Genomic DNA, 17307 nt, shown 5'->3' on the forward strand with positions numbered 1-17307 from the left:
TTTGATCGTTCCCTTCCCCACGTTAACGTCGGCACCATCGGCCACGTTGACCACGGTAAGACCACTCTGACCGCAGCTCTGACTCGCGTCTGCTCCGAAGTATTCGGTTCGGCAGTCGTTGAGTTCGACAAGATCGACTCGGCTCCGGAAGAAAAAGCGCGCGGTATCACCATCAACACCGCTCACGTCGAGTACAACTCGAACATTCGTCACTACGCTCACGTCGACTGCCCAGGTCACGCTGACTACGTGAAGAACATGATCACCGGTGCTGCCCAGATGGACGGCGCGATCCTGGTTTGCTCGGCCGCCGACGGTCCGATGCCGCAAACCCGTGAGCACATCCTGCTGTCCCGTCAGGTAGGCGTTCCGTACATCGTGGTCTTCCTGAACAAGGCTGACCTGGTAGACGACGCTGAGCTGCTGGAACTGGTCGAGATGGAAGTTCGCGACCTGCTGTCCACCTACGACTTCCCAGGCGACGACACCCCGATCATCATTGGTTCGGCGCGTATGGCCCTGGAAGGCAAAGACGACAACGAAATGGGCACTACCGCTGTCAAGAAGCTGGTAGAAACTCTGGATGCCTACATCCCTGAGCCAGTTCGTGCGATCGACCAGCCGTTCCTGATGCCGATCGAAGACGTGTTCTCGATCTCGGGTCGCGGTACCGTTGTTACCGGCCGTATCGAGCGCGGTATCGTCAAGGTCCAGGATCCGCTGGAAATCGTTGGTCTGCGTGACACCACCACCACCACCTGCACCGGCGTTGAGATGTTCCGCAAGCTGCTGGACGAAGGTCGTGCTGGCGAGAACTGCGGCGTCCTGCTGCGTGGCACCAAGCGTGACGACGTTGAGCGTGGCCAGGTTCTGGTCAAGCCAGGTTCGGTCAAGCCGCACACCAAGTTCACCGCAGAAGTCTACGTTCTGTCGAAAGAAGAAGGCGGTCGTCACACTCCGTTCTTCAAAGGCTACCGTCCTCAGTTCTACTTCCGTACCACTGACGTGACCGGTAACTGCGAACTGCCGGAAGGCGTTGAGATGGTAATGCCAGGTGACAACATTCAGATGACTGTCACCCTGATCAAGACCATCGCAATGGAAGACGGTCTGCGCTTCGCCATCCGTGAAGGCGGTCGTACCGTCGGCGCCGGCGTCGTAGCCAAAATCATCGAGTAATCACTCGGTCGGTTGAAAAAGCCCCCGCTTAGCGGGGGCTTTTTTTATTGGGTTGACACTAAATGGGGCCGTCTATAGAATCACGCCTCCTTTTAACGGGCGTAGTGCGCCCGATGGGAACAGCCTGGAGTCTGAAATCCAATGCAAAATCAGCAAATCCGTATCAGGTTGAAGGCTTTTGACCATCGCCTGATCGACCAATCCACCCAGGAAATCGTGGAAACCGCGAAACGTACTGGTGCACAAGTGCGTGGTCCAATTCCACTGCCTACCCGCAAAGAGCGTTTCACCGTTCTGGTCTCCCCGCACGTCAACAAAGACGCGCGTGACCAGTACGAGATTCGCACTCATAAGCGTGTTCTGGACATCGTCCAGCCGACGGATAAAACCGTTGACGCGCTGATGAAGCTTGATCTTGCGGCAGGTGTGGAAGTGCAGATCAGCCTCGGCTAAGACTTCGGTCTGAGTCGTGTAACGCTCTGAAATGGGCGGCCATAGCGGGTGAAAGCCCCGTACACTCATGAGGTTTACAACATGACTATTGGTGTAGTCGGTCGCAAGTGCGGTATGACCCGCATTTTCACCGAAGAAGGTGTCTCCATTCCGGTCACGGTCATCGAGATCGAGCCGAATCGTGTCACCCAGTTCAAAACTGAAGAAACCGATGGCTACCGTGCAGTGCAAGTCACTGTCGGCGAGCGTCGTGCTTCGCGCGTGACTGCCGCTCAGGCAGGTCACTTCGCCAAGGCTAACGTTGCCGCTGGTCGCGGTGTCTGGGAGTTCCGTCTTGAAGAAGGCGATTTCCAGGCTGGCGATCTGATCAAAGCTGAACTCTTCACTGCAGGCCAGCTGGTAGACGTAACCGGTCAGTCCAAAGGTAAAGGCTTCGCCGGTACCATCAAGCGTTGGAACTTCCGTGGCCAAGATAACACCCACGGTAACTCCGTATCGCACCGTGTCCCTGGCTCCATCGGCCAGTGCCAGACTCCTGGTCGTGTATTCAAGGGCAAGAAGATGTCCGGTCACATGGGCGCTGAGCGCGTGACTGTGCAGTCCCTGGAAGTAGTACGCGTAGACGCTGAACGCAACCTGCTGCTGATCAAGGGTGCCGTTCCAGGCGCTACTGGCGGCGACGTGGTTGTGCGTCCGGCTGTCAAGGCTCGCGGTTAAGGGGAAACTGACATGCAACTCAATGTAAATGACGCTCAGGCGATCGAAGTTTCCGAACTGACTTTCGGTGGCGAATTCAACGAGACGCTGGTACACCAAGCAGTCGTGGCCTACATGGCCGGCGGCCGTCAGGGCACCAAGCAGCAGAAGACCCGTTCTGACGTAGCCGGTGGCGGCAAGCGCCCATGGCGTCAGAAGGGTACTGGCCGTGCTCGTGCCGGTACCACCCGTGGTCCGATCTGGCGTGGCGGTGGTGTAACCTTCGCAGCTCGTCCTCAGGATCACTCGCAGAAGCTCAACAAGAAGATGTACCGCGCAGCCCTGCGCTCCATCCTCGCCGAGCTGGTGCGTAGCGACCGTCTGGTCGTGGTTCAGGACTTCGCTGTAGAAGCCCCGAAAACCAAAGACCTGCTGAACAAGCTGAACGGCATGGGCCTGAACGACGTCCTGATCGTATCGGACGCCGTTGATCAGAACCTGTACCTGGCTGCTCGCAACCTGCCGCACGTCGATGTACGTGACGTCCAAGGTTCCGACCCGGTCAGCCTGATCGCCTACGAGAAAGTGTTGATCACTGTCTCGGCCGTGAAGAAATTCGAGGAGCTGCTGGGATGAACCAGGAACGCGTATTCAAAGTCCTCCTTGGCCCGCACGTTTCCGAGAAGGCTACCGTTCTGGCTGAGAAAAAAGGCCAGTTCGTATTCAAGGTTGCTACCGATGCAACCAAGCTGGAAATCAAGAAAGCTGTCGAAGGCCTGTTCAACGTAAAAGTTGAAAACGTGTCGACTGTCAACGTCCTGGGTAAAACCAAGCGTACCGCACGTGGTCTGGGCAAGCGTAATGACTGGAAGAAGGCGATCGTCTCCCTTCAGCCAGGCCAAGATCTCGATTTCAGCAGCAGTGCTGAGTAAGGAAGGGGTGCATCATGGCAATCGTTAAATGCAAACCGACTTCCCCTGGCCGCCGTTTCGTGGTCAAGGTGGTCAACCAGGAGCTGCACAAAGGCGCTCCTCACGCACCGCTGATCGAGAAGAAATCGAAGTCTGGTGGTCGTAACAACAATGGCCGCATTACCACTCGTCACATTGGTGGTGGTCATAAGCAGCACTACCGTCTGGTCGACTTCCGTCGCAACGACAAAGATGGCATTCCAGCCACTGTCGAGCGCGTCGAATATGACCCGAACCGTACTGCTCACATCGCCCTGCTGTGCTACGCAGACGGCGAGCGTCGCTACATCATCGCCCCTAAAGGCGTGAGTGCTGGCGACCAGCTGATCGCAGGTGCTCTGGCCCCAATCAAGGCCGGTAACTCCCTGCAGCTGCGCAACATCCCAGTAGGTAGCACCGTTCACGGCATCGAACTGAAGCCGGGTAAAGGTGCTCAGATCGCTCGTTCCGCTGGCGCTTCGGCTCAGCTGATCGCTCGTGAAGGTGCCTACGTGACTCTGCGTCTGCGCTCCGGTGAGATGCGTAAAGTGCTGGCTGAGTGCCGTGCGACCCTGGGCGAAGTCTCGAACTCCGAGCACAGCCTGCGTTCGCTGGGTAAAGCAGGTGCCAAACGCTGGCGCGGCGTTCGCCCAACCGTTCGTGGCGTTGCCATGAACCCGGTTGACCACCCGCATGGTGGTGGTGAAGGTCGTACCTCCGGTGGTCGTCATCCGGTATCGCCATGGGGCTTCCCGACCAAGGGTGCGAAGACCCGTGGTAATAAGCGTACCGACAACATGATCGTCCGTCGTCGCAAGTAACTAGAGGGATACGACAGTGCCACGTTCTCTGAAAAAAGGTCCTTTTATCGATCTTCACCTTCTGAAGAAGATCGAAGTGGCGGTGGAGAAGAACGATCGCAAGCCGGTGAAAACCTGGTCGCGCCGTTCGATGATCCTGCCACAAATGGTCGGTCTGACCATCGCGGTACACAACGGTCGCCAACACGTCCCCGTTCTCGTGAACGAAGACATGGTCGGCCACAAACTGGGCGAGTTCGCCGGTACCCGCACCTATCGCGGGCACGTGGCTGACAAGAAAGCCAAGCGTTAAGGGGTAAGGAAATGGAAGTAGCCGCTAAGTTGTCGGGCGCTCGAATCTCCGCCCAGAAAGCCCGCTTGGTCGCCGACCAGATCCGCGGGAAGAAGGTGGGCGAAGCGCTCAACCTGTTGGCCTTCAGCAGCAAAAAAGCCGCTGAAATCATGAAGAAAGTCCTCGAGTCGGCCGTTGCCAACGCCGAACACAACGAAGGCGCAGACGTTGATGACCTGAAGGTCAGCACCGTTTTCGTCAACGAAGGGCGTTCGCTGAAGCGCATCATGCCGCGTGCCAAAGGCCGCGCTGATCGCATCGTCAAGCGGTCTTGCCATATCACTGTCAAGGTTGCGGACAAGTAACGGAGTCGATCAGATGGGTCAGAAAGTACATCCCACTGGCATTCGCCTGGGAATCGTCAAGGAGCACACCTCCGTCTGGTACGCAGACGGTGCTACTTACGCAGATTACCTGTTGAAGGATCTGAAAACGCGTGAGTACCTCCAAGACAAACTAAAAAGCGCGTCCGTAAGCCGTATCGATATTCATCGTCCGGCTCAAACTGCACGCATCACCATCCACACCGCTCGTCCCGGTATCGTTATCGGTAAGAAGGGTGAGGATGTCGAGAAGCTGCGTCAGGACCTGACCAAGCAGATGGGTGTGCCTGTGCACATCAACATCGAAGAGATCCGCAAGCCGGAACTCGACGCCATGCTGGTTGCCCAGAGCGTAGCCCAGCAGCTGGAGCGCCGCGTAATGTTCCGTCGCGCCATGAAGCGCGCCGTACAGAACGCCATGCGTATTGGTGCCAAGGGCATCAAGATCCAGGTGAGCGGTCGTCTCGGCGGTGCCGAGATCGCACGTACCGAATGGTATCGCGAAGGTCGTGTGCCTCTGCACACCCTGCGTGCCGATATCGACTACAACACCTACGAAGCTCACACCACCTACGGTGTGATCGGTGTCAAGGTTTGGATCTTCAAGGGCGAGGTCATCGGTGGCCGCCAGGAAGAACTGAAGCCTCAAGCACCAGCGCCTCGTAAAAAAGCTGCTAAGTAAGGGGTACGCCAAATGTTGCAACCAAAGCGTACAAAATTCCGCAAGCAGATGACCGGCCACAACCGTGGTCTGGCCCTGCGCGGTAGCAAGGTCAGCTTCGGCGAGTTCGCCCTGAAAGCTGTCGCCCGCGGTCGCCTCACCGCCCGCCAGATCGAGTCGGCACGTCGTGCCCTGACCCGTCACGTTAAACGTGGCGGCAAGATCTGGATCCGCGTCTTCCCGGACAAGCCGGTTACCAAGAAGCCTCTCGAGGTTCGTATGGGTAAAGGTAAGGGTTCCGTGGAGTACTGGGTTGCCCAGATCCAGCCAGGCAAAGTCCTGTACGAGATCGAGGGTGTTTCTGAAGAGCTGGCGCGCGAAGCTTTCGCCCTGGCTGCTGCAAAGCTGCCTCTCGCCACCTCCTTTGTTAAGCGGACGGTGATGTGATGAAAGCGAATGAACTTCGTGAAAAATCGGCACAGCAACTGAATGAGCAACTGCTCGGCTTGCTGCGCGACCAGTTCAATCTGCGTATGCAGAAAGCAACTGGCCAGTTGGGGCAGTCGCACCTGCTCTCGCAAGTTAAGCGTGACATCGCTCGCGTGAAAACTGTGCTCAACCAGCAGGCAGGTAAGTGATCATGGCTGAAGCTGAAAAAACCGTCCGTACGCTGACTGGCCGTGTCGTCAGCGACAAAATGGACAAGACCATCACCGTTCTGATCGAGCGTCGCGTCAAGCACCCGATCTACGGTAAATACGTTAAGCGTTCGACTAAGCTGCACGCGCACGACGAATCCAACCAGTGCAAGATCGGCGACAAGGTTTCCATTCGCGAAACCCGTCCGCTGGCCAAGACCAAGTCCTGGGCACTGGTTGAAGTCCTCGAACGCGCTGTTGAAGTCTAAGGGCTAGGGGTCGGAGAAATTTTATGATTCAGACTCAATCCATGCTCGATGTGGCCGATAACAGCGGCGCTCGTCGCGTCATGTGCATCAAGGTGCTCGGCGGTTCCCACCGCCGTTACGCCGGCATCGGTGACATCATCAAAGTAACCGTCAAGGAAGCGATTCCGCGCGGTAAGGTCAAGAAAGGCCAGGTGATGACCGCTGTTGTCGTCCGTACCCGTCACGGTGTACGTCGCGCTGACGGTTCCATCATTCGTTTCGACGGCAACGCTGCTGTTCTGCTGAACAACAAGCAAGAGCCGATCGGTACTCGCATCTTCGGGCCAGTGACCCGTGAACTTCGTACTGAGAAGTTCATGAAGATCGTCTCGCTCGCCCCTGAAGTGCTGTAAGGAGATCCGACATGCAAAAGATTCGTCGTGACGACGAGATCATCGTGATCGCCGGCAAAGACAAGGGCAAGCGCGGTAAGGTGCTGAAGGTGCTCGCTGACGACCGTCTGGTCGTTGGCGGTGTCAACCTGGTCAAGCGTCATACCAAGCCTAACCCGATGGCGGGCGTCCAAGGCGGTATCGTCGAGAAAGAAGCGCCTCTGCACGCTTCCAACGTTGCCATCTTCAACAGCGAAACCAACAAGGCTGACCGCGTTGGCTTCAAAGTCGAAGACGGCAAGAAAATTCGTGTCTTCAAGTCGACCCAGAAAGCGGTTGATGCTTGAACACTGCTAGGTAGAAGACAATGGCACGACTCAAAGAGATTTACCGGAACGAAATCGCTCCCAAGCTTAAGGAAGAGCTTAAGCTCGCGAACGTGATGGAAGTTCCGCGCGTAACCAAGATCACCCTGAACATGGGCCTGGGCGAAGCGATCGGCGACAAGAAAGTCATCGAGCACGCTGTCGCCGACCTCGAGAAGATCACCGGTCAAAAGCCGGTCGTGACTTTCGCGCGTAAATCCATCGCGGGCTTCAAAGTCCGTGAGGGCTGGCCGATCGGTGTCAAGGTGACCCTGCGTCGCGACAAGATGTACGAATTCCTGGACCGCCTGCTGGCGATCTCCCTGCCTCGGGTTCGCGACTTCCGCGGCCTGAATGCCAAGTCCTTCGATGGTCGCGGCAACTACAGCATGGGCGTGAAAGAGCAGATCATTTTCCCGGAAATCGATTACGACAAGATCGATGCTCTGCGCGGTTTGGACATCACCCTGACCACCACTGCTCGTTCGGATGAAGAAGGCCGCGCTCTGCTGCGTGCTTTCAAATTCCCGTTCCGCAACTGATTGGAGTAGGAAAATGGCCAAGAAGAGCATGAAAAACCGCGAGCTGAAGCGTCAGCTCACGGTAGCCAAGTACGCCAAAAAGCGTGCCGAGCTGAAAGCGACCATCGTCAACCTGAACGCCTCTCCTGAAGAGCGTTTCGCTGCCGTTGTCGCCCTGCAGAAGCAGCCGCGTGATGCCAGCGCCTCGCGCCTGCGCAACCGTTGCCGTCTGACCGGTCGTCCGCACGGTGTATACCGTAAGTTCGGCCTGGGCCGTAACATGCTGCGCCAAGCTGCAATGCGCGGTGATGTTCCAGGTCTGGTCAAAGCCAGCTGGTAATCGCGGTTGGTGTGATTCCGGCGGGAGGGGAGCGATCTTCCGACCGCCGGTGACATCGCAACGAAACAAGCCCCCTCGTGGGGCTTGTTTCGTTTCTGTCTTGTGTCTAGAATGACCGGCTCACCTGAGCCCGGGTTTTTTACCCTGCGCGTTTGGGTGGTTGTGATAGCCGCAAGGCTAATAATTCTTGTATCAGGAGCATCTAGCCCATGAGTATGCAGGACCCGTTAGCGGACATGCTAACTCGCATCCGTAATGCCCAGATGGCTGAAAAGTCCGTCGTAAGCATGCCTTCCTCCACCCTGAAGGTCGCGGTTGCCAAAGTTCTGAAGGACGAAGGTTACATCGCTGGCTACCAGGTCAGTGGCGAAGCCAAACCTTCCCTGTCGATCGAACTGAAGTACTTCGAAGGCCGTCCGGTCATCGAGGAACTGAAGCGCTCCAGCCGTCCAGGCCTGCGCCAGTACAAATCCGTTGCAGACCTGCCGAAAGTACGTGGCGGCCTGGGCGTGTCTATCGTCTCCACCAACAAAGGTGTGATGACTGACCGCGCTGCGCGCGCTGCCGGTGTCGGCGGCGAAGTGCTCTGCACTGTGTTCTAAGGGGAGATAGGCATGTCTCGCGTCGCTAAGAACCCCGTTAAGCTGCCATCCGGCGTCGAAGTCAAATTCGCCGGCCAGCAGCTTTCGGTGAAAGGTGCCAAAGGCACTCTCGAACTGAACGTTCACTCGTCTGTTGAAGTTACCGAAGAGTCTGGCGAGCTGCGCTTTGTCGCTCGCAACGGTGACCAGCAAGCTCGCGCCATGGCCGGTACCACCCGCGCCCTGGTGAACAACATGGTCCAAGGCGTAAGCCAAGGCTTCGAGCGCAAGCTCCAGCTGGTCGGTGTTGGTTACAAGGCACAGGCCAAGGGCAACGTCCTGAACCTGGCCCTGGGCTTCTCTCACCCAGTGGACTACGAACTGCCAGCCGGTATCACCGCTGAAACCCCAAGCCAGACCGACATCCTGATCAAGGGTATCGACAAGCAGCTGGTGGGTCAGGTGGCCGCTGAAATCCGCGACTTCCGTCCGCCAGAGCCTTACAAGGGCAAGGGTGTGCGTTACGCGGACGAAGTAGTCCGTCGTAAAGAAGCCAAGAAGAAGTAGGGCCTAGCAAATGACCGACAAAAAAGTTACTCGACTGCGTCGCGCTCGCAAAGCACGCCTGAAAATGCACGAGCTCGAAGCCGTGCGTCTGTGCGTGTTCCGCTCCTCGCAGCACATCTATGCCCAGGTCATCTCGGCCGACGGCAGCAAGGTTCTGGCAAGTGCCTCGACCTTGGACAAAGAACTGCGTGATGGCGCCACTGGCAACATCGACGCGGCCACTAAGGTTGGCAAGCTGGTAGCTGAGCGCGCGAAAGCCGCCGGTGTATCTCAAGTTGCCTTTGACCGTTCCGGCTTCAAGTACCATGGCCGCGTCAAAGCGCTGGCTGATGCTGCTCGTGAAGGCGGGCTGGAGTTCTAAGTTATGGCAAATAACGATCAAAAGCGCGACGAAGGCTACATCGAGAAGCTGGTTCAAGTTAACCGCGTAGCCAAAACCGTTAAGGGCGGCCGTATCTTCACCTTCACCGCGTTGACCGTGGTAGGTGATGGCAAGGGTCGCGTTGGTTTTGGCCGTGGCAAGTCGCGTGAAGTGCCTGCTGCCATCCAGAAGGCTATGGAAGCTGCTCGTCGCAACATGATCCAGGTCGACCTGAAGGGCACCACCCTGCAGTACGCCACCAAGGCTGCCCACGGCGCCTCGAAGGTCTACATGCAGCCTGCCTCGGAAGGTACCGGTATCATCGCTGGCGGCGCCATGCGTGCTGTCCTGGAAGTTGCTGGTGTTCAGAACGTCCTGGCCAAGTGCTACGGTTCGACCAACCCAGTGAACGTGGTTTACGCCACCTTCAAGGGCCTGAAAGCCATGCAATCTCCTGAGTCCATTGCTGCCAAGCGCGGCAAGAGCGTTGAGGAGATCTTCTGATCATGGCAACCGTAAAAGTAACGCTGATCAAAAGCACCGCCGGCCGCCTGCCTAACCACAAGCTGTGCGTTAAAGGCCTGGGTCTGCGTCGCATCGGTCACACTGTAGAAGTCCAAGATACTCCCGAGAATCGCGGGATGATCAACAAGGCTTACTACATGCTGCGCGTCGAGGGTTAATCGATGAAACTCAATGATCTGAGTCCAGCGCCGGGTTCCCGTCGCGAGAAGCATCGTCCGGGTCGTGGTATCGGTAGCGGCCTGGGCAAGACCGGTGGCCGCGGCCACAAGGGTCAAACCTCCCGTTCCGGTGGTTCCATCGCTCCGGGCTTCGAAGGCGGTCAACAGCCGCTGCACCGTCGCCTGCCGAAGTTCGGCTTCGTTTCCCTGAAAGCCATGGACCGCGCCGAAGTGCGTCTGTCCGAGCTGGCCAAAGTGGAAGGCGACGTCGTCTCCGTGCAATCCCTGAAGGATGCCAACGTGATTGGCCAGAACGTTCAGCGTGTGAAAATCATGCTGTCGGGCGAAGTCACTCGCGCAGTCACCATCAAGGGTATCGCAGCCACCAAGGGTGCGCGTGCGGCTATCGAAGCAGCTGGCGGCAAATTCGAGGAATAAATGGCTAAGCAAGGTGCTCTCTCTTCGCTCGGTAAGGGCGGGATGTCGGAACTCTGGGCTCGTCTGCGCTTCCTGTTCCTGGCGATCATCGTCTATCGGATCGGCGCGCATATCCCGGTGCCTGGCATCAACCCGGACCGTCTGGCGGATCTGTTTCGACAGAATGAGGGGACCATTCTTAGCTTGTTCAACATGTTTTCCGGCGGTGCGCTGGAGCGCATGAGCATTTTTGCACTGGGGATCATGCCGTACATCTCGGCGTCGATCATCATGCAGCTCATGACCGCAGTCAGCCCACAGCTGGAGCAGTTGAAGAAGGAAGGTGAAGCTGGCCGTCGCAAGATCAGCCAGTACACCCGCTACGGCACCGTTATCCTGGCGCTGGTTCAAGCCATTGGCATGTCCATTGGCCTGGCCAACCAGGGCGTGGCGTTTTCTGTGGGCCTGGGCTTCCATGTCGTCGCTGTCTCCACCTTCGTGGCTGGCGCGATGTTCATGATGTGGCTGGGCGAGCAGATCACCGAGCGCGGTGTGGGCAACGGTATCTCGATGTTGATCTTCGCAGGTATCGTTGCCGGTCTTCCGAGAGCAATCGGGCAGTCTTTCGAGTCTGCACGCACGGGCGATATCAACATTTTCGCCCTGGTCGCCATCGGTTTGCTTGCAGTAGCGATCATCGGCTTCGTGGTGTTCATCGAGCGTGGTCAGCGTCGTATCGCCGTTCACTACGCCAAGCGTCAGCAGGGCCGCAAGGTCTTCGCTGCGCAGACCAGCCACTTGCCGCTCAAGGTGAACATGGCAGGGGTCATCCCAGCCATTTTCGCCAGCAGCATTCTGCTGTTCCCGGCTTCGCTGGGTGCCTGGTTCGGTCAGTCCGAAGGTATGGGCTGGCTGCAGGACATCTCGCAGTCGATCGCTCCTGGTCAGCCGTTGAACATTCTGCTGTTTAGTGCAGGGATCGTTTTCTTCTGCTTCTTCTACACAGCGTTGATGTTCAACCCGAAAGACGTAGCGGAAAACCTGAAGAAGTCCGGTGCCTTTATTCCGGGCATTCGTCCTGGTGAGCAGTCGGCGCGCTACATTGATGGCGTTCTGACTCGTCTCACCATGTTCGGTGCTCTTTACATGACGGCCGTGTGCCTTCTGCCCCAGTTCCTGGTGGTGGCGGCAAACGTTCCGTTCTACCTTGGCGGGACCTCGTTGCTGATTGTGGTAGTGGTTGTGATGGACTTCATGTCCCAAGTACAATCGCACCTCGTTTCGCACCAGTACGAATCCCTGATGAAGAAAGCCAACCTGAAAGGCTACGGTGGCAGCGGTCTGCTGCGCTGATAGACCCCTAAGGTTCGAGGAGTCGGTAATGAAAGTTCGTGCATCGGTGAAAAAGCTGTGCCGCAACTGCAAGATCATTCGTCGCGAAGGTATCGTGCGCGTGATCTGCAGCGCGGAACCGCGTCACAAGCAGCGCCAAGGCTGAGTGTGATCTGCGCTTCAAACCCAGCAGCTAGTGTGCTGCTGGGTTGATTATTCGTTTCTACAGCGATATTATCTCGCGCCCTATTTCTTGGCTTCCGGGGCGTAGGTAGCTGTCAATTGGAGTCCCACTGAATGGCCCGTATTGCAGGCGTCAACATTCCAGATAACAAGCATACTGTTATCTCGCTGACCTACATCTATGGTGTCGGTCGCACTACTGCACAGAAAATCTGTGCAGACGCTGGTGTCAACCCAGCCGCTAAGATCAAGGATCTGAGCGACGAGCAAATCGAAACCCTGCGTGGCGAAGTCGCGAAGTTCACCACTGAAGGTGACCTGCGCCGTGACATCAACATGAAGATCAAGCGCTTGATGGACCTGGGTTGCTACCGCGGCCTGCGTCATCGTAAAGGTCTGCCGGTTCGCGGTCAGCGCACCAAGACCAACGCACGCACCCGTAAGGGCCCGCGTAAGCCGATCCGCAAGTAATCGCCCAGGAATATAGACATGGCAAAACCTGCTGCTCGTCCTCGTAAGAAAGTCAAAAAGACAGTGGTTGATGGCATCGCCCACATCCATGCGTCTTTCAACAACACCATCGTGACCATCACCGACCGTCAGGGCAACGCACTGTCCTGGGCGACCTCCGGTGGTTCGGGTTTCCGTGGTTCGCGCAAATCCACCCCGTTCGCAGCACAGATCGCTGCTGAGCGTGCTGGTCAAGCTGCGCTGGAATACGGTCTGAAGAACCTCGACGTCAACGTCAAGGGTCCAGGTCCAGGTCGTGAGTCCGCCGTTCGTGCACTGAACAGCTGCGGCTACAAGATCGCCAGCATCACCGACGTGACGCCAATCCCGCATAACGGGTGCCGTCCGCCGAAGAAGCGTCGCGTGTAATCAGGAGACAGATAAATGGCACGTTACATTGGTCCAAAATGCAAACTGTCTCGTCGTGAAGGCACCGATCTGTTCCTGAAGAGCGGCGTTCGCGCTCTGGAATCGAAGTGCAACATCGAAGCAGCCCCAGGTATCCACGGCCAGCGCCGTGGCCGTCAGTCCGACTACGGTACCCAGCTGCGCGAGAAGCAAAAAGTCCGTCGTATCTACGGTGTTCTGGAGCGTCAGTTCCGCGGTTACTACCAGGCTGCAGCCTCGAAAAAAGGCGCTACCGGTGAGAACCTGCTGCAACTGCTCGAGTGCCGTCTGGATAACGTCGTCTACCGTATGGGCTTCGGTTCGACCCGTTCCGAGTCCCGCCAGCTGGTTTCGCACAAAGCGATCAGCGTCAACGGCAAGACTGTAAACATTCCATCCTACCAAGTTCGTCCGGGTGACGTGGTCGCGGTTCGCGAGAAGTCGTCGAACCAGCTGCGCATTGTTCAAGCCCTTGAACTGTGCGCCCAGCGTGGCCGCGTTGAGTGGGTTGACGTGGATGCTGCCAAGAAGTCGGGCGTTTTCAAGAACGTTCCTGCTCGCAGCGACCTGTCCGCCGACATCAACGAAAACCTGATTGTCGAGCTCTACTCCAAGTAAGGGCTAGAAAATAGGTGCATCCATGCAGATTTCGGTAAATGAGTTCCTGACTCCCCGTCACATTGACGTGCAGGTAGTCAGTCCAACCCGCGCCAAGATCACTCTCGAGCCTCTCGAGCGTGGTTTCGGCCATACCCTGGGCAACGCGCTGCGCCGCATCCTGTTGTCCTCCATGCCTGGCTGTGCAGTAGTCGAGGCCGAGATCGATGGCGTACTCCATGAGTACTCCGCGATCGAAGGTGTACAGGAAGACGTCATTGAAATCCTGTTGAACCTGAAAGGCCTGGCTATCAAACTGCACGGTCGTGACGAAGTTACGCTGACCTTGTCGAAAAAGGGTTCGGGGGTGGTTACCGCTGCCGATATTCAGCTGGATCACGATGTCGAGATCGTCAACCCCGATCACGTAATCGCGAACCTGGCGTCCAACGGCGCCCTGAACATGAAGCTCACCGTAGCTCGTGGTCGTGGTTACGAGCCGGCCGACTCCCGTCAGACCGACGAGGACGAAAGCCGCAGCATTGGCCGTCTTCAGCTGGACGCTTCGTTCAGCCCGGTGCGTCGTATCGCCTACGTGGTCGAGAACGCCCGTGTTGAACAGCGTACCAACCTGGACAAGCTGGTCATCGATCTGGAAACCAACGGCACCCTGGATCCTGAAGAGGCCATTCGCCGCGCCGCGACCATCCTGCAACAGCAGCTGGCCGCGTTCGTCGACCTCAAGGGTGACAGCGAGCCTGTCGTCGTCGAGCAAGAAGACGAGATCGATCCGATCCTGCTGCGCCCGGTTGACGACCTGGAACTGACCGTACGTTCGGCCAACTGCCTCAAGGCGGAGAACATCTACTACATCGGCGACCTGATTCAGCGTACCGAAGTAGAGCTGTTGAAGACTCCTAACCTGGGCAAGAAGTCCCTGACCGAAATCAAGGACGTCCTGGCCTCCCGTGGTCTGTCTCTCGGCATGCGCCTCGACAACTGGCCGCCTGCAAGCCTTAAGAAAGACGACAAGGCGACTGCCTGATCGTCGTAATCACCGAACGTAGTGTTTGGTAAGGAATGAATCATGCGTCATCGTAAAAGTGGACGTCACCTGAGCCGTACCAGCTCTCACCGCAAGGCTATGTTCCAGAACATGGCAGTGTCGTTGATCGAGCACGAGCTGATCAAAACCACCCTGCCGAAAGCCAAGGAACTGCGCCGCGTTGCCGAGCCGCTGATCACCCTGGCCAAGGAAGACAGCGTCGCCAACCGTCGTCTGGCTTTCGATCGTACCCGTTCGAAATCCGCTGTTGGCAAGCTGTTCAACGACCTGGGCAAGCGCTACGCCACCCGTCAGGGCGGCTACCTGCGTATCCTGAAGTGCGGTTTCCGCGCTGGCGACAACGCGCCTATGGCGTACGTCGAGCTGGTTGATCGTCCGGTCGGTGGTGCTGTAGAAGCCGCCGAGTAAGACGTCCAGTCTGCTGCAAGAAACCGGGCCTCGTGCCCGGTTTTTTGTGTCTGCATGAATTGTAATTATCTATCGATGCGAGTTTTTTAATGCATTAGATCTTGTCATGTGCCTCCTCGATACTGTCTTCAAGCCGATTAGCCGGCGACTCAAGACCGATAAGGAGAGTTCATGAGCAAGATTCTTACTACTGCCAGCGGTGCTCCTGTAGCCGACAACCAGAATTCCCGGTCGGCAGGCCCGCGCGGCCCGCTGCTGCTCGACGACTTCCATCTGGTCGAGAAGCTCGCCCACTTCAATCGCGAGAACATTCCTGAGCGGCGTGTGCACGCCAAGGGCTCGGGGGCTTATGGCACCTTCACCGTCACCCGCGATATCACCCAATACACCAGCGCCCGCTTGTTCGAGACCGTTGGTAAGCAGACCGAGACCTTCCTGCGCTTCTCCACCGTTGGCGGTGAACGTGGTTCGGCCGATACCGAGCGCGACCCGCGTGGTTTCGCCTTGAAGTTCTATACCGAGGAAGGCAACTGGGACATCGTCGGCAACAACACGCCGGTGTTCTTCATCCGTGACCCGCTCAAGTTCCCGGACTTTATCCACACCCAGAAGCGCCACCCGCAAACCAACCTGAAAAATGCCCAGATGATGTGGGACTTCTGGTCGCACTCGCCTGAGGCGCTGCACCAGGTCACCATCCTGTTCTCCGACCGCGGCATCCCGGACGGCTACCGTCACATGCACGGCTTCGGCAGCCACACCTATAGTCTGATCAACGCCAAGGGCGAGCGCACTTGGGTCAAGTGGCACTTCAAGACCCAGCAAGGCATCAAGAACCTGTCGCCAGCCGACGCCGCGCGCCTGGCCGGCAGCGATCCAGACTATGCCCAGCGGGACCTGTTCGAGGCCATCGAGCGTGGTGACTACCCACGTTGGACCGCCTGCATTCAGGTGATGAGCGAGGAGCAGGCGGCCAACCGTGTGGAAAACCCGTTCGACGTGACCAAGACCTGGTCGCAGAAGGAGTTCCCGCTGATCGAAGTTGGCGTGCTGGAACTCAACCGCAACCCGCTCAACTACTTTGCCGAAGTCGAGCAGGCCACCTTCGGCCCGAGCAACATGGTCCCGGGTGTCGGCCTGTCGCCTGACCGCATGCTGCAGGGCCGCGTGTTCGCCTACGCCGACGCGCACCGCTACCGTGTGGGCACCAACCACCAGCACCTGCCGGTCAATGCGCCCCGCAGCCCAGTGCACAGCTATCAGCGTGACGGCGCGATGGCCTTCGGTGCCTACGGCAGTGCGCCGAACTACGAGCCGAACAGCTACGCCGATGCGCCCAAGCAATCACCTCGGCATGCGGAGCCGGCGCTGGCCCTGAGTGGTGCGGCCGATCGCTACGATCACCGTGAGGACAACGATTACTACAGCCACGCCGGTGCGCTGTTCCGCCTGATGAGCCCTGAGCAGCAAGCCCTGCTGATCAGCAATATCGCCGTTACGATGGCGGGTGTCAGCGGGGATGTGGTGCAACGCCAGTTGCAGCACTTCTTCAAAGCCGATCCCGCCTACGGCGAAGGGATCGCCAAGGCGCTGGGCGTGAATCTCGCCTAAGTCGAAGTGATAAGGAGAACCGCCCTCATTTGGGCGGTTTTTCAATGAATATCACTACCGTTTGCCGATTATTTTCCAACTAATTGCGCACTTTTCAGTGACCTTGGCGAAATCATGGTTCACACTATCTCCCTATCAACGTTTCATTCAGGGAGTAGCAGGGCGATGCAAGGTCACCCGGACGTAATCGATTATCTCAACACGTTGCTGACGGGCGAACTGGCGGCGCGCGACCAATACTTCATCCACTCGCGGATGTACGAAGACTGGGGCCTGAGCAAGCTCTACGAGCGTATCAACCACGAGATGGAAGAAGAGGCGCAACACGCCGATGCCCTCATGCGCCGCATCCTGATGCTCGAAGGCACCCCGCGCATGCGCCCAGACGACCTGGACGTGGGCGCCACCGTGCCGGACATGATCGCTGCCGACCTGCGCCTGGAGTACAAGGTGCGCGCCGCGCTGTGCAAGGGCATCGAGCTGTGCGAGCTGCACAAGGACTACATCAGCCGCGACATCTTGCGCGCGCAGTTGGCCGATACCGAGGAAGATCACACCTACTGGCTGGAGAAGCAGCAGGGCCTGATCAAGTCCATCGGGCTGCAGAATTACCTGCAATCGCAGATGTAGATCGCCCGCAACTACAGGCGAACCGAAAAGCCCCTGGCATTTGCATGCCAGGGGCT

The 17307-nt window shown here is 57.8% G+C and carries 31 protein-coding genes; all 31 read left to right on the forward strand.

Annotation, left to right across the window (positions count from 1 at the left end; all coding sequences use genetic code 11):
• Positions 1–1179, forward strand: a 1179-nt coding sequence (tuf, locus tag P0Y43_RS11100; RefSeq protein WP_275637331.1) for an elongation factor Tu, incomplete at its 5' end; no start/stop codon positions are given.
• 141 nt (positions 1180–1320) lie between these two features.
• Positions 1321–1632: a 30S ribosomal protein S10 gene (gene rpsJ / locus P0Y43_RS11105; protein WP_003186070.1), complete on the forward strand. Its 312-nt coding sequence runs from the start codon at positions 1321–1323 to the stop codon at positions 1630–1632.
• A gap of 81 nt (positions 1633–1713) precedes the next feature.
• Positions 1714–2349, forward strand: a complete 636-nt coding sequence (gene rplC / locus P0Y43_RS11110) for a 50S ribosomal protein L3 (RefSeq protein WP_054893562.1) — start codon at positions 1714–1716, stop codon at positions 2347–2349.
• Between the two features lie 12 nt (positions 2350–2361).
• On the forward strand, positions 2362–2964 hold the full coding sequence (gene rplD / locus P0Y43_RS11115) for a 50S ribosomal protein L4 (protein ID WP_008089819.1): 603 nt from the start codon (positions 2362–2364) through the stop codon (positions 2962–2964).
• Complete coding sequence (gene rplW / locus P0Y43_RS11120; RefSeq protein ID WP_003255484.1) at positions 2961–3260, forward strand: 50S ribosomal protein L23; 300 nt, start codon at positions 2961–2963, stop codon at positions 3258–3260. The genes rplD and rplW overlap by 4 nt, the downstream gene beginning before the upstream one ends.
• A gap of 14 nt (positions 3261–3274) precedes the next feature.
• Entirely contained in the window at positions 3275–4099 is an 825-nt protein-coding gene (gene rplB, locus P0Y43_RS11125) for a 50S ribosomal protein L2 (protein WP_275637332.1), read from the forward strand.
• 16 nt (positions 4100–4115) lie between these two features.
• Complete coding sequence (gene rpsS / locus P0Y43_RS11130) at positions 4116–4391, forward strand: 30S ribosomal protein S19 (RefSeq protein WP_010486981.1); 276 nt, start codon at positions 4116–4118, stop codon at positions 4389–4391.
• An 11-nt stretch (positions 4392–4402) separates the two neighbouring features.
• Positions 4403–4735 carry a 50S ribosomal protein L22 gene (gene rplV, locus P0Y43_RS11135; protein WP_003103908.1) on the forward strand — a complete coding sequence of 111 codons (333 nt, stop codon included), beginning with the start codon at positions 4403–4405 and terminating at the stop codon, positions 4733–4735.
• A gap of 13 nt (positions 4736–4748) precedes the next feature.
• Positions 4749–5435, forward strand: a complete 687-nt coding sequence (gene rpsC / locus P0Y43_RS11140) for a 30S ribosomal protein S3 (protein WP_003255481.1) — start codon at positions 4749–4751, stop codon at positions 5433–5435.
• A 12-nt stretch (positions 5436–5447) separates the two neighbouring features.
• Entirely contained in the window at positions 5448–5861 is a 414-nt protein-coding gene (rplP, locus tag P0Y43_RS11145) for a 50S ribosomal protein L16 (RefSeq protein WP_009397508.1), read from the forward strand.
• Positions 5861–6052, forward strand: coding sequence for a 50S ribosomal protein L29 (rpmC, locus tag P0Y43_RS11150; protein WP_002555481.1), 192 nt, complete (start codon positions 5861–5863; stop codon positions 6050–6052). The genes rplP and rpmC overlap by 1 nt, the downstream gene beginning before the upstream one ends.
• 2 nt (positions 6053–6054) lie before the next feature.
• Positions 6055–6321 carry a 30S ribosomal protein S17 gene (gene rpsQ / locus P0Y43_RS11155; RefSeq protein WP_008089812.1) on the forward strand — a complete coding sequence of 89 codons (267 nt, stop codon included), beginning with the start codon at positions 6055–6057 and terminating at the stop codon, positions 6319–6321.
• A gap of 23 nt (positions 6322–6344) precedes the next feature.
• Positions 6345–6713, forward strand: a complete 369-nt coding sequence (gene rplN, locus P0Y43_RS11160) for a 50S ribosomal protein L14 (protein ID WP_002555479.1) — start codon at positions 6345–6347, stop codon at positions 6711–6713.
• Positions 6714–6724: 11 nt separating this feature from the next.
• Positions 6725–7039 (forward strand): 50S ribosomal protein L24, encoded by a 315-nt coding sequence (gene rplX / locus P0Y43_RS11165; protein WP_023382629.1) that lies wholly within the window; start codon positions 6725–6727, stop codon positions 7037–7039.
• Positions 7040–7059: 20 nt separating this feature from the next.
• The gene (gene rplE, locus P0Y43_RS11170) at positions 7060–7599 is read left to right on the forward strand and encodes a 50S ribosomal protein L5 (protein ID WP_275637333.1); all 540 of its coding nucleotides are present in this window, start codon (positions 7060–7062) and stop codon (positions 7597–7599) included.
• A gap of 13 nt (positions 7600–7612) precedes the next feature.
• Positions 7613–7918: a 30S ribosomal protein S14 gene (gene rpsN / locus P0Y43_RS11175; RefSeq protein WP_013970638.1), complete on the forward strand. Its 306-nt coding sequence runs from the start codon at positions 7613–7615 to the stop codon at positions 7916–7918.
• A 209-nt stretch (positions 7919–8127) separates the two neighbouring features.
• Positions 8128–8520, forward strand: coding sequence for a 30S ribosomal protein S8 (rpsH, locus tag P0Y43_RS11180; RefSeq protein ID WP_084857318.1), 393 nt, complete (start codon positions 8128–8130; stop codon positions 8518–8520).
• Positions 8521–8532: 12 nt separating this feature from the next.
• Positions 8533–9066: a 50S ribosomal protein L6 gene (gene rplF, locus P0Y43_RS11185; RefSeq protein ID WP_275637334.1), complete on the forward strand. Its 534-nt coding sequence runs from the start codon at positions 8533–8535 to the stop codon at positions 9064–9066.
• Between the two features lie 10 nt (positions 9067–9076).
• Positions 9077–9427 (forward strand): 50S ribosomal protein L18, encoded by a 351-nt coding sequence (gene rplR, locus P0Y43_RS11190; RefSeq protein WP_011531893.1) that lies wholly within the window; start codon positions 9077–9079, stop codon positions 9425–9427.
• Between the two features lie 3 nt (positions 9428–9430).
• Positions 9431–9931 (forward strand): 30S ribosomal protein S5, encoded by a 501-nt coding sequence (gene rpsE / locus P0Y43_RS11195; RefSeq protein ID WP_003255465.1) that lies wholly within the window; start codon positions 9431–9433, stop codon positions 9929–9931.
• Between the two features lie 2 nt (positions 9932–9933).
• Complete coding sequence (gene rpmD, locus P0Y43_RS11200; protein WP_009397493.1) at positions 9934–10110, forward strand: 50S ribosomal protein L30; 177 nt, start codon at positions 9934–9936, stop codon at positions 10108–10110.
• A gap of 3 nt (positions 10111–10113) precedes the next feature.
• Positions 10114–10548 carry a 50S ribosomal protein L15 gene (gene rplO, locus P0Y43_RS11205; RefSeq protein WP_023382625.1) on the forward strand — a complete coding sequence of 145 codons (435 nt, stop codon included), beginning with the start codon at positions 10114–10116 and terminating at the stop codon, positions 10546–10548.
• Complete coding sequence (gene secY, locus P0Y43_RS11210) at positions 10549–11880, forward strand: preprotein translocase subunit SecY (protein WP_275637335.1); 1332 nt, start codon at positions 10549–10551, stop codon at positions 11878–11880.
• Positions 11881–11908: 28 nt separating this feature from the next.
• A complete protein-coding gene (gene rpmJ, locus P0Y43_RS11215; RefSeq protein ID WP_011531897.1) occupies positions 11909–12025 on the forward strand; it encodes a 50S ribosomal protein L36 in 117 nt (38 codons plus the stop codon).
• Between the two features lie 131 nt (positions 12026–12156).
• Positions 12157–12513: a 30S ribosomal protein S13 gene (rpsM, locus tag P0Y43_RS11220; RefSeq protein ID WP_003255457.1), complete on the forward strand. Its 357-nt coding sequence runs from the start codon at positions 12157–12159 to the stop codon at positions 12511–12513.
• Positions 12514–12531: 18 nt separating this feature from the next.
• Entirely contained in the window at positions 12532–12921 is a 390-nt protein-coding gene (rpsK, locus tag P0Y43_RS11225; RefSeq protein ID WP_003255454.1) for a 30S ribosomal protein S11, read from the forward strand.
• A gap of 15 nt (positions 12922–12936) precedes the next feature.
• Positions 12937–13557 (forward strand): 30S ribosomal protein S4, encoded by a 621-nt coding sequence (gene rpsD, locus P0Y43_RS11230; protein ID WP_023382623.1) that lies wholly within the window; start codon positions 12937–12939, stop codon positions 13555–13557.
• A gap of 22 nt (positions 13558–13579) precedes the next feature.
• Positions 13580–14581, forward strand: coding sequence for a DNA-directed RNA polymerase subunit alpha (locus P0Y43_RS11235; RefSeq protein ID WP_003255452.1), 1002 nt, complete (start codon positions 13580–13582; stop codon positions 14579–14581).
• Between the two features lie 42 nt (positions 14582–14623).
• Positions 14624–15010 carry a 50S ribosomal protein L17 gene (gene rplQ, locus P0Y43_RS11240; protein WP_003255451.1) on the forward strand — a complete coding sequence of 129 codons (387 nt, stop codon included), beginning with the start codon at positions 14624–14626 and terminating at the stop codon, positions 15008–15010.
• A 171-nt stretch (positions 15011–15181) separates the two neighbouring features.
• Positions 15182–16621, forward strand: coding sequence for a catalase (locus P0Y43_RS11245; RefSeq protein WP_275637336.1), 1440 nt, complete (start codon positions 15182–15184; stop codon positions 16619–16621).
• 165 nt (positions 16622–16786) lie between these two features.
• On the forward strand, positions 16787–17251 hold the full coding sequence (gene bfr / locus P0Y43_RS11250; protein WP_275637337.1) for a bacterioferritin: 465 nt from the start codon (positions 16787–16789) through the stop codon (positions 17249–17251).
• Positions 17252–17307: the final 56 nt, after the last annotated feature.

The organism is Pseudomonas entomophila (assembly GCF_029193575.1).
Taxonomy (GTDB): Bacteria; Pseudomonadota; Gammaproteobacteria; order Pseudomonadales; family Pseudomonadaceae; genus Aquipseudomonas; species Aquipseudomonas entomophila_G.

What these genes read in the sequence shown, in the direction of transcription:
- rplF (WP_275637334.1), top strand. Translation starts at nt 8,533, where the DNA reads ATGTCTCGCGTCGCTAAGAACCCCGTTAAGCTGCCATCCGGCGTCGAA.
- rplN (WP_002555479.1), top strand. Translation starts at nt 6,345, where the DNA reads ATGATTCAGACTCAATCCATGCTCGATGTGGCCGATAACAGCGGCGCT.
- rplO (WP_023382625.1), top strand. Translation starts at nt 10,114, where the DNA reads ATGAAACTCAATGATCTGAGTCCAGCGCCGGGTTCCCGTCGCGAGAAG.
- rpsK (WP_003255454.1), top strand. Translation starts at nt 12,532, where the DNA reads ATGGCAAAACCTGCTGCTCGTCCTCGTAAGAAAGTCAAAAAGACAGTG.
- rplW (WP_003255484.1), top strand. Translation starts at nt 2,961, where the DNA reads ATGAACCAGGAACGCGTATTCAAAGTCCTCCTTGGCCCGCACGTTTCC.
- P0Y43_RS11245 (WP_275637336.1), top strand. Translation starts at nt 15,182, where the DNA reads ATGAGCAAGATTCTTACTACTGCCAGCGGTGCTCCTGTAGCCGACAAC.
- rplX (WP_023382629.1), top strand. Translation starts at nt 6,725, where the DNA reads ATGCAAAAGATTCGTCGTGACGACGAGATCATCGTGATCGCCGGCAAA.
- rpsN (WP_013970638.1), top strand. Translation starts at nt 7,613, where the DNA reads ATGGCCAAGAAGAGCATGAAAAACCGCGAGCTGAAGCGTCAGCTCACG.
- rplQ (WP_003255451.1), top strand. Translation starts at nt 14,624, where the DNA reads ATGCGTCATCGTAAAAGTGGACGTCACCTGAGCCGTACCAGCTCTCAC.
- rpsD (WP_023382623.1), top strand. Translation starts at nt 12,937, where the DNA reads ATGGCACGTTACATTGGTCCAAAATGCAAACTGTCTCGTCGTGAAGGC.
- rpsE (WP_003255465.1), top strand. Translation starts at nt 9,431, where the DNA reads ATGGCAAATAACGATCAAAAGCGCGACGAAGGCTACATCGAGAAGCTG.
- rpsQ (WP_008089812.1), top strand. Translation starts at nt 6,055, where the DNA reads ATGGCTGAAGCTGAAAAAACCGTCCGTACGCTGACTGGCCGTGTCGTC.
- rpsC (WP_003255481.1), top strand. Translation starts at nt 4,749, where the DNA reads ATGGGTCAGAAAGTACATCCCACTGGCATTCGCCTGGGAATCGTCAAG.
- rpsH (WP_084857318.1), top strand. Translation starts at nt 8,128, where the DNA reads ATGAGTATGCAGGACCCGTTAGCGGACATGCTAACTCGCATCCGTAAT.
- rplP (WP_009397508.1), top strand. Translation starts at nt 5,448, where the DNA reads ATGTTGCAACCAAAGCGTACAAAATTCCGCAAGCAGATGACCGGCCAC.
- bfr (WP_275637337.1), top strand. Translation starts at nt 16,787, where the DNA reads ATGCAAGGTCACCCGGACGTAATCGATTATCTCAACACGTTGCTGACG.
- rplV (WP_003103908.1), top strand. Translation starts at nt 4,403, where the DNA reads ATGGAAGTAGCCGCTAAGTTGTCGGGCGCTCGAATCTCCGCCCAGAAA.
- rplC (WP_054893562.1), top strand. Translation starts at nt 1,714, where the DNA reads ATGACTATTGGTGTAGTCGGTCGCAAGTGCGGTATGACCCGCATTTTC.
- rplE (WP_275637333.1), top strand. Translation starts at nt 7,060, where the DNA reads ATGGCACGACTCAAAGAGATTTACCGGAACGAAATCGCTCCCAAGCTT.
- P0Y43_RS11235 (WP_003255452.1), top strand. Translation starts at nt 13,580, where the DNA reads ATGCAGATTTCGGTAAATGAGTTCCTGACTCCCCGTCACATTGACGTG.
- rpsJ (WP_003186070.1), top strand. Translation starts at nt 1,321, where the DNA reads ATGCAAAATCAGCAAATCCGTATCAGGTTGAAGGCTTTTGACCATCGC.
- rpmD (WP_009397493.1), top strand. Translation starts at nt 9,934, where the DNA reads ATGGCAACCGTAAAAGTAACGCTGATCAAAAGCACCGCCGGCCGCCTG.
- rplD (WP_008089819.1), top strand. Translation starts at nt 2,362, where the DNA reads ATGCAACTCAATGTAAATGACGCTCAGGCGATCGAAGTTTCCGAACTG.
- rplB (WP_275637332.1), top strand. Translation starts at nt 3,275, where the DNA reads ATGGCAATCGTTAAATGCAAACCGACTTCCCCTGGCCGCCGTTTCGTG.
- secY (WP_275637335.1), top strand. Translation starts at nt 10,549, where the DNA reads ATGGCTAAGCAAGGTGCTCTCTCTTCGCTCGGTAAGGGCGGGATGTCG.
- rpmC (WP_002555481.1), top strand. Translation starts at nt 5,861, where the DNA reads ATGAAAGCGAATGAACTTCGTGAAAAATCGGCACAGCAACTGAATGAG.
- rpmJ (WP_011531897.1), top strand. Translation starts at nt 11,909, where the DNA reads ATGAAAGTTCGTGCATCGGTGAAAAAGCTGTGCCGCAACTGCAAGATC.
- rpsM (WP_003255457.1), top strand. Translation starts at nt 12,157, where the DNA reads ATGGCCCGTATTGCAGGCGTCAACATTCCAGATAACAAGCATACTGTT.
- rplR (WP_011531893.1), top strand. Translation starts at nt 9,077, where the DNA reads ATGACCGACAAAAAAGTTACTCGACTGCGTCGCGCTCGCAAAGCACGC.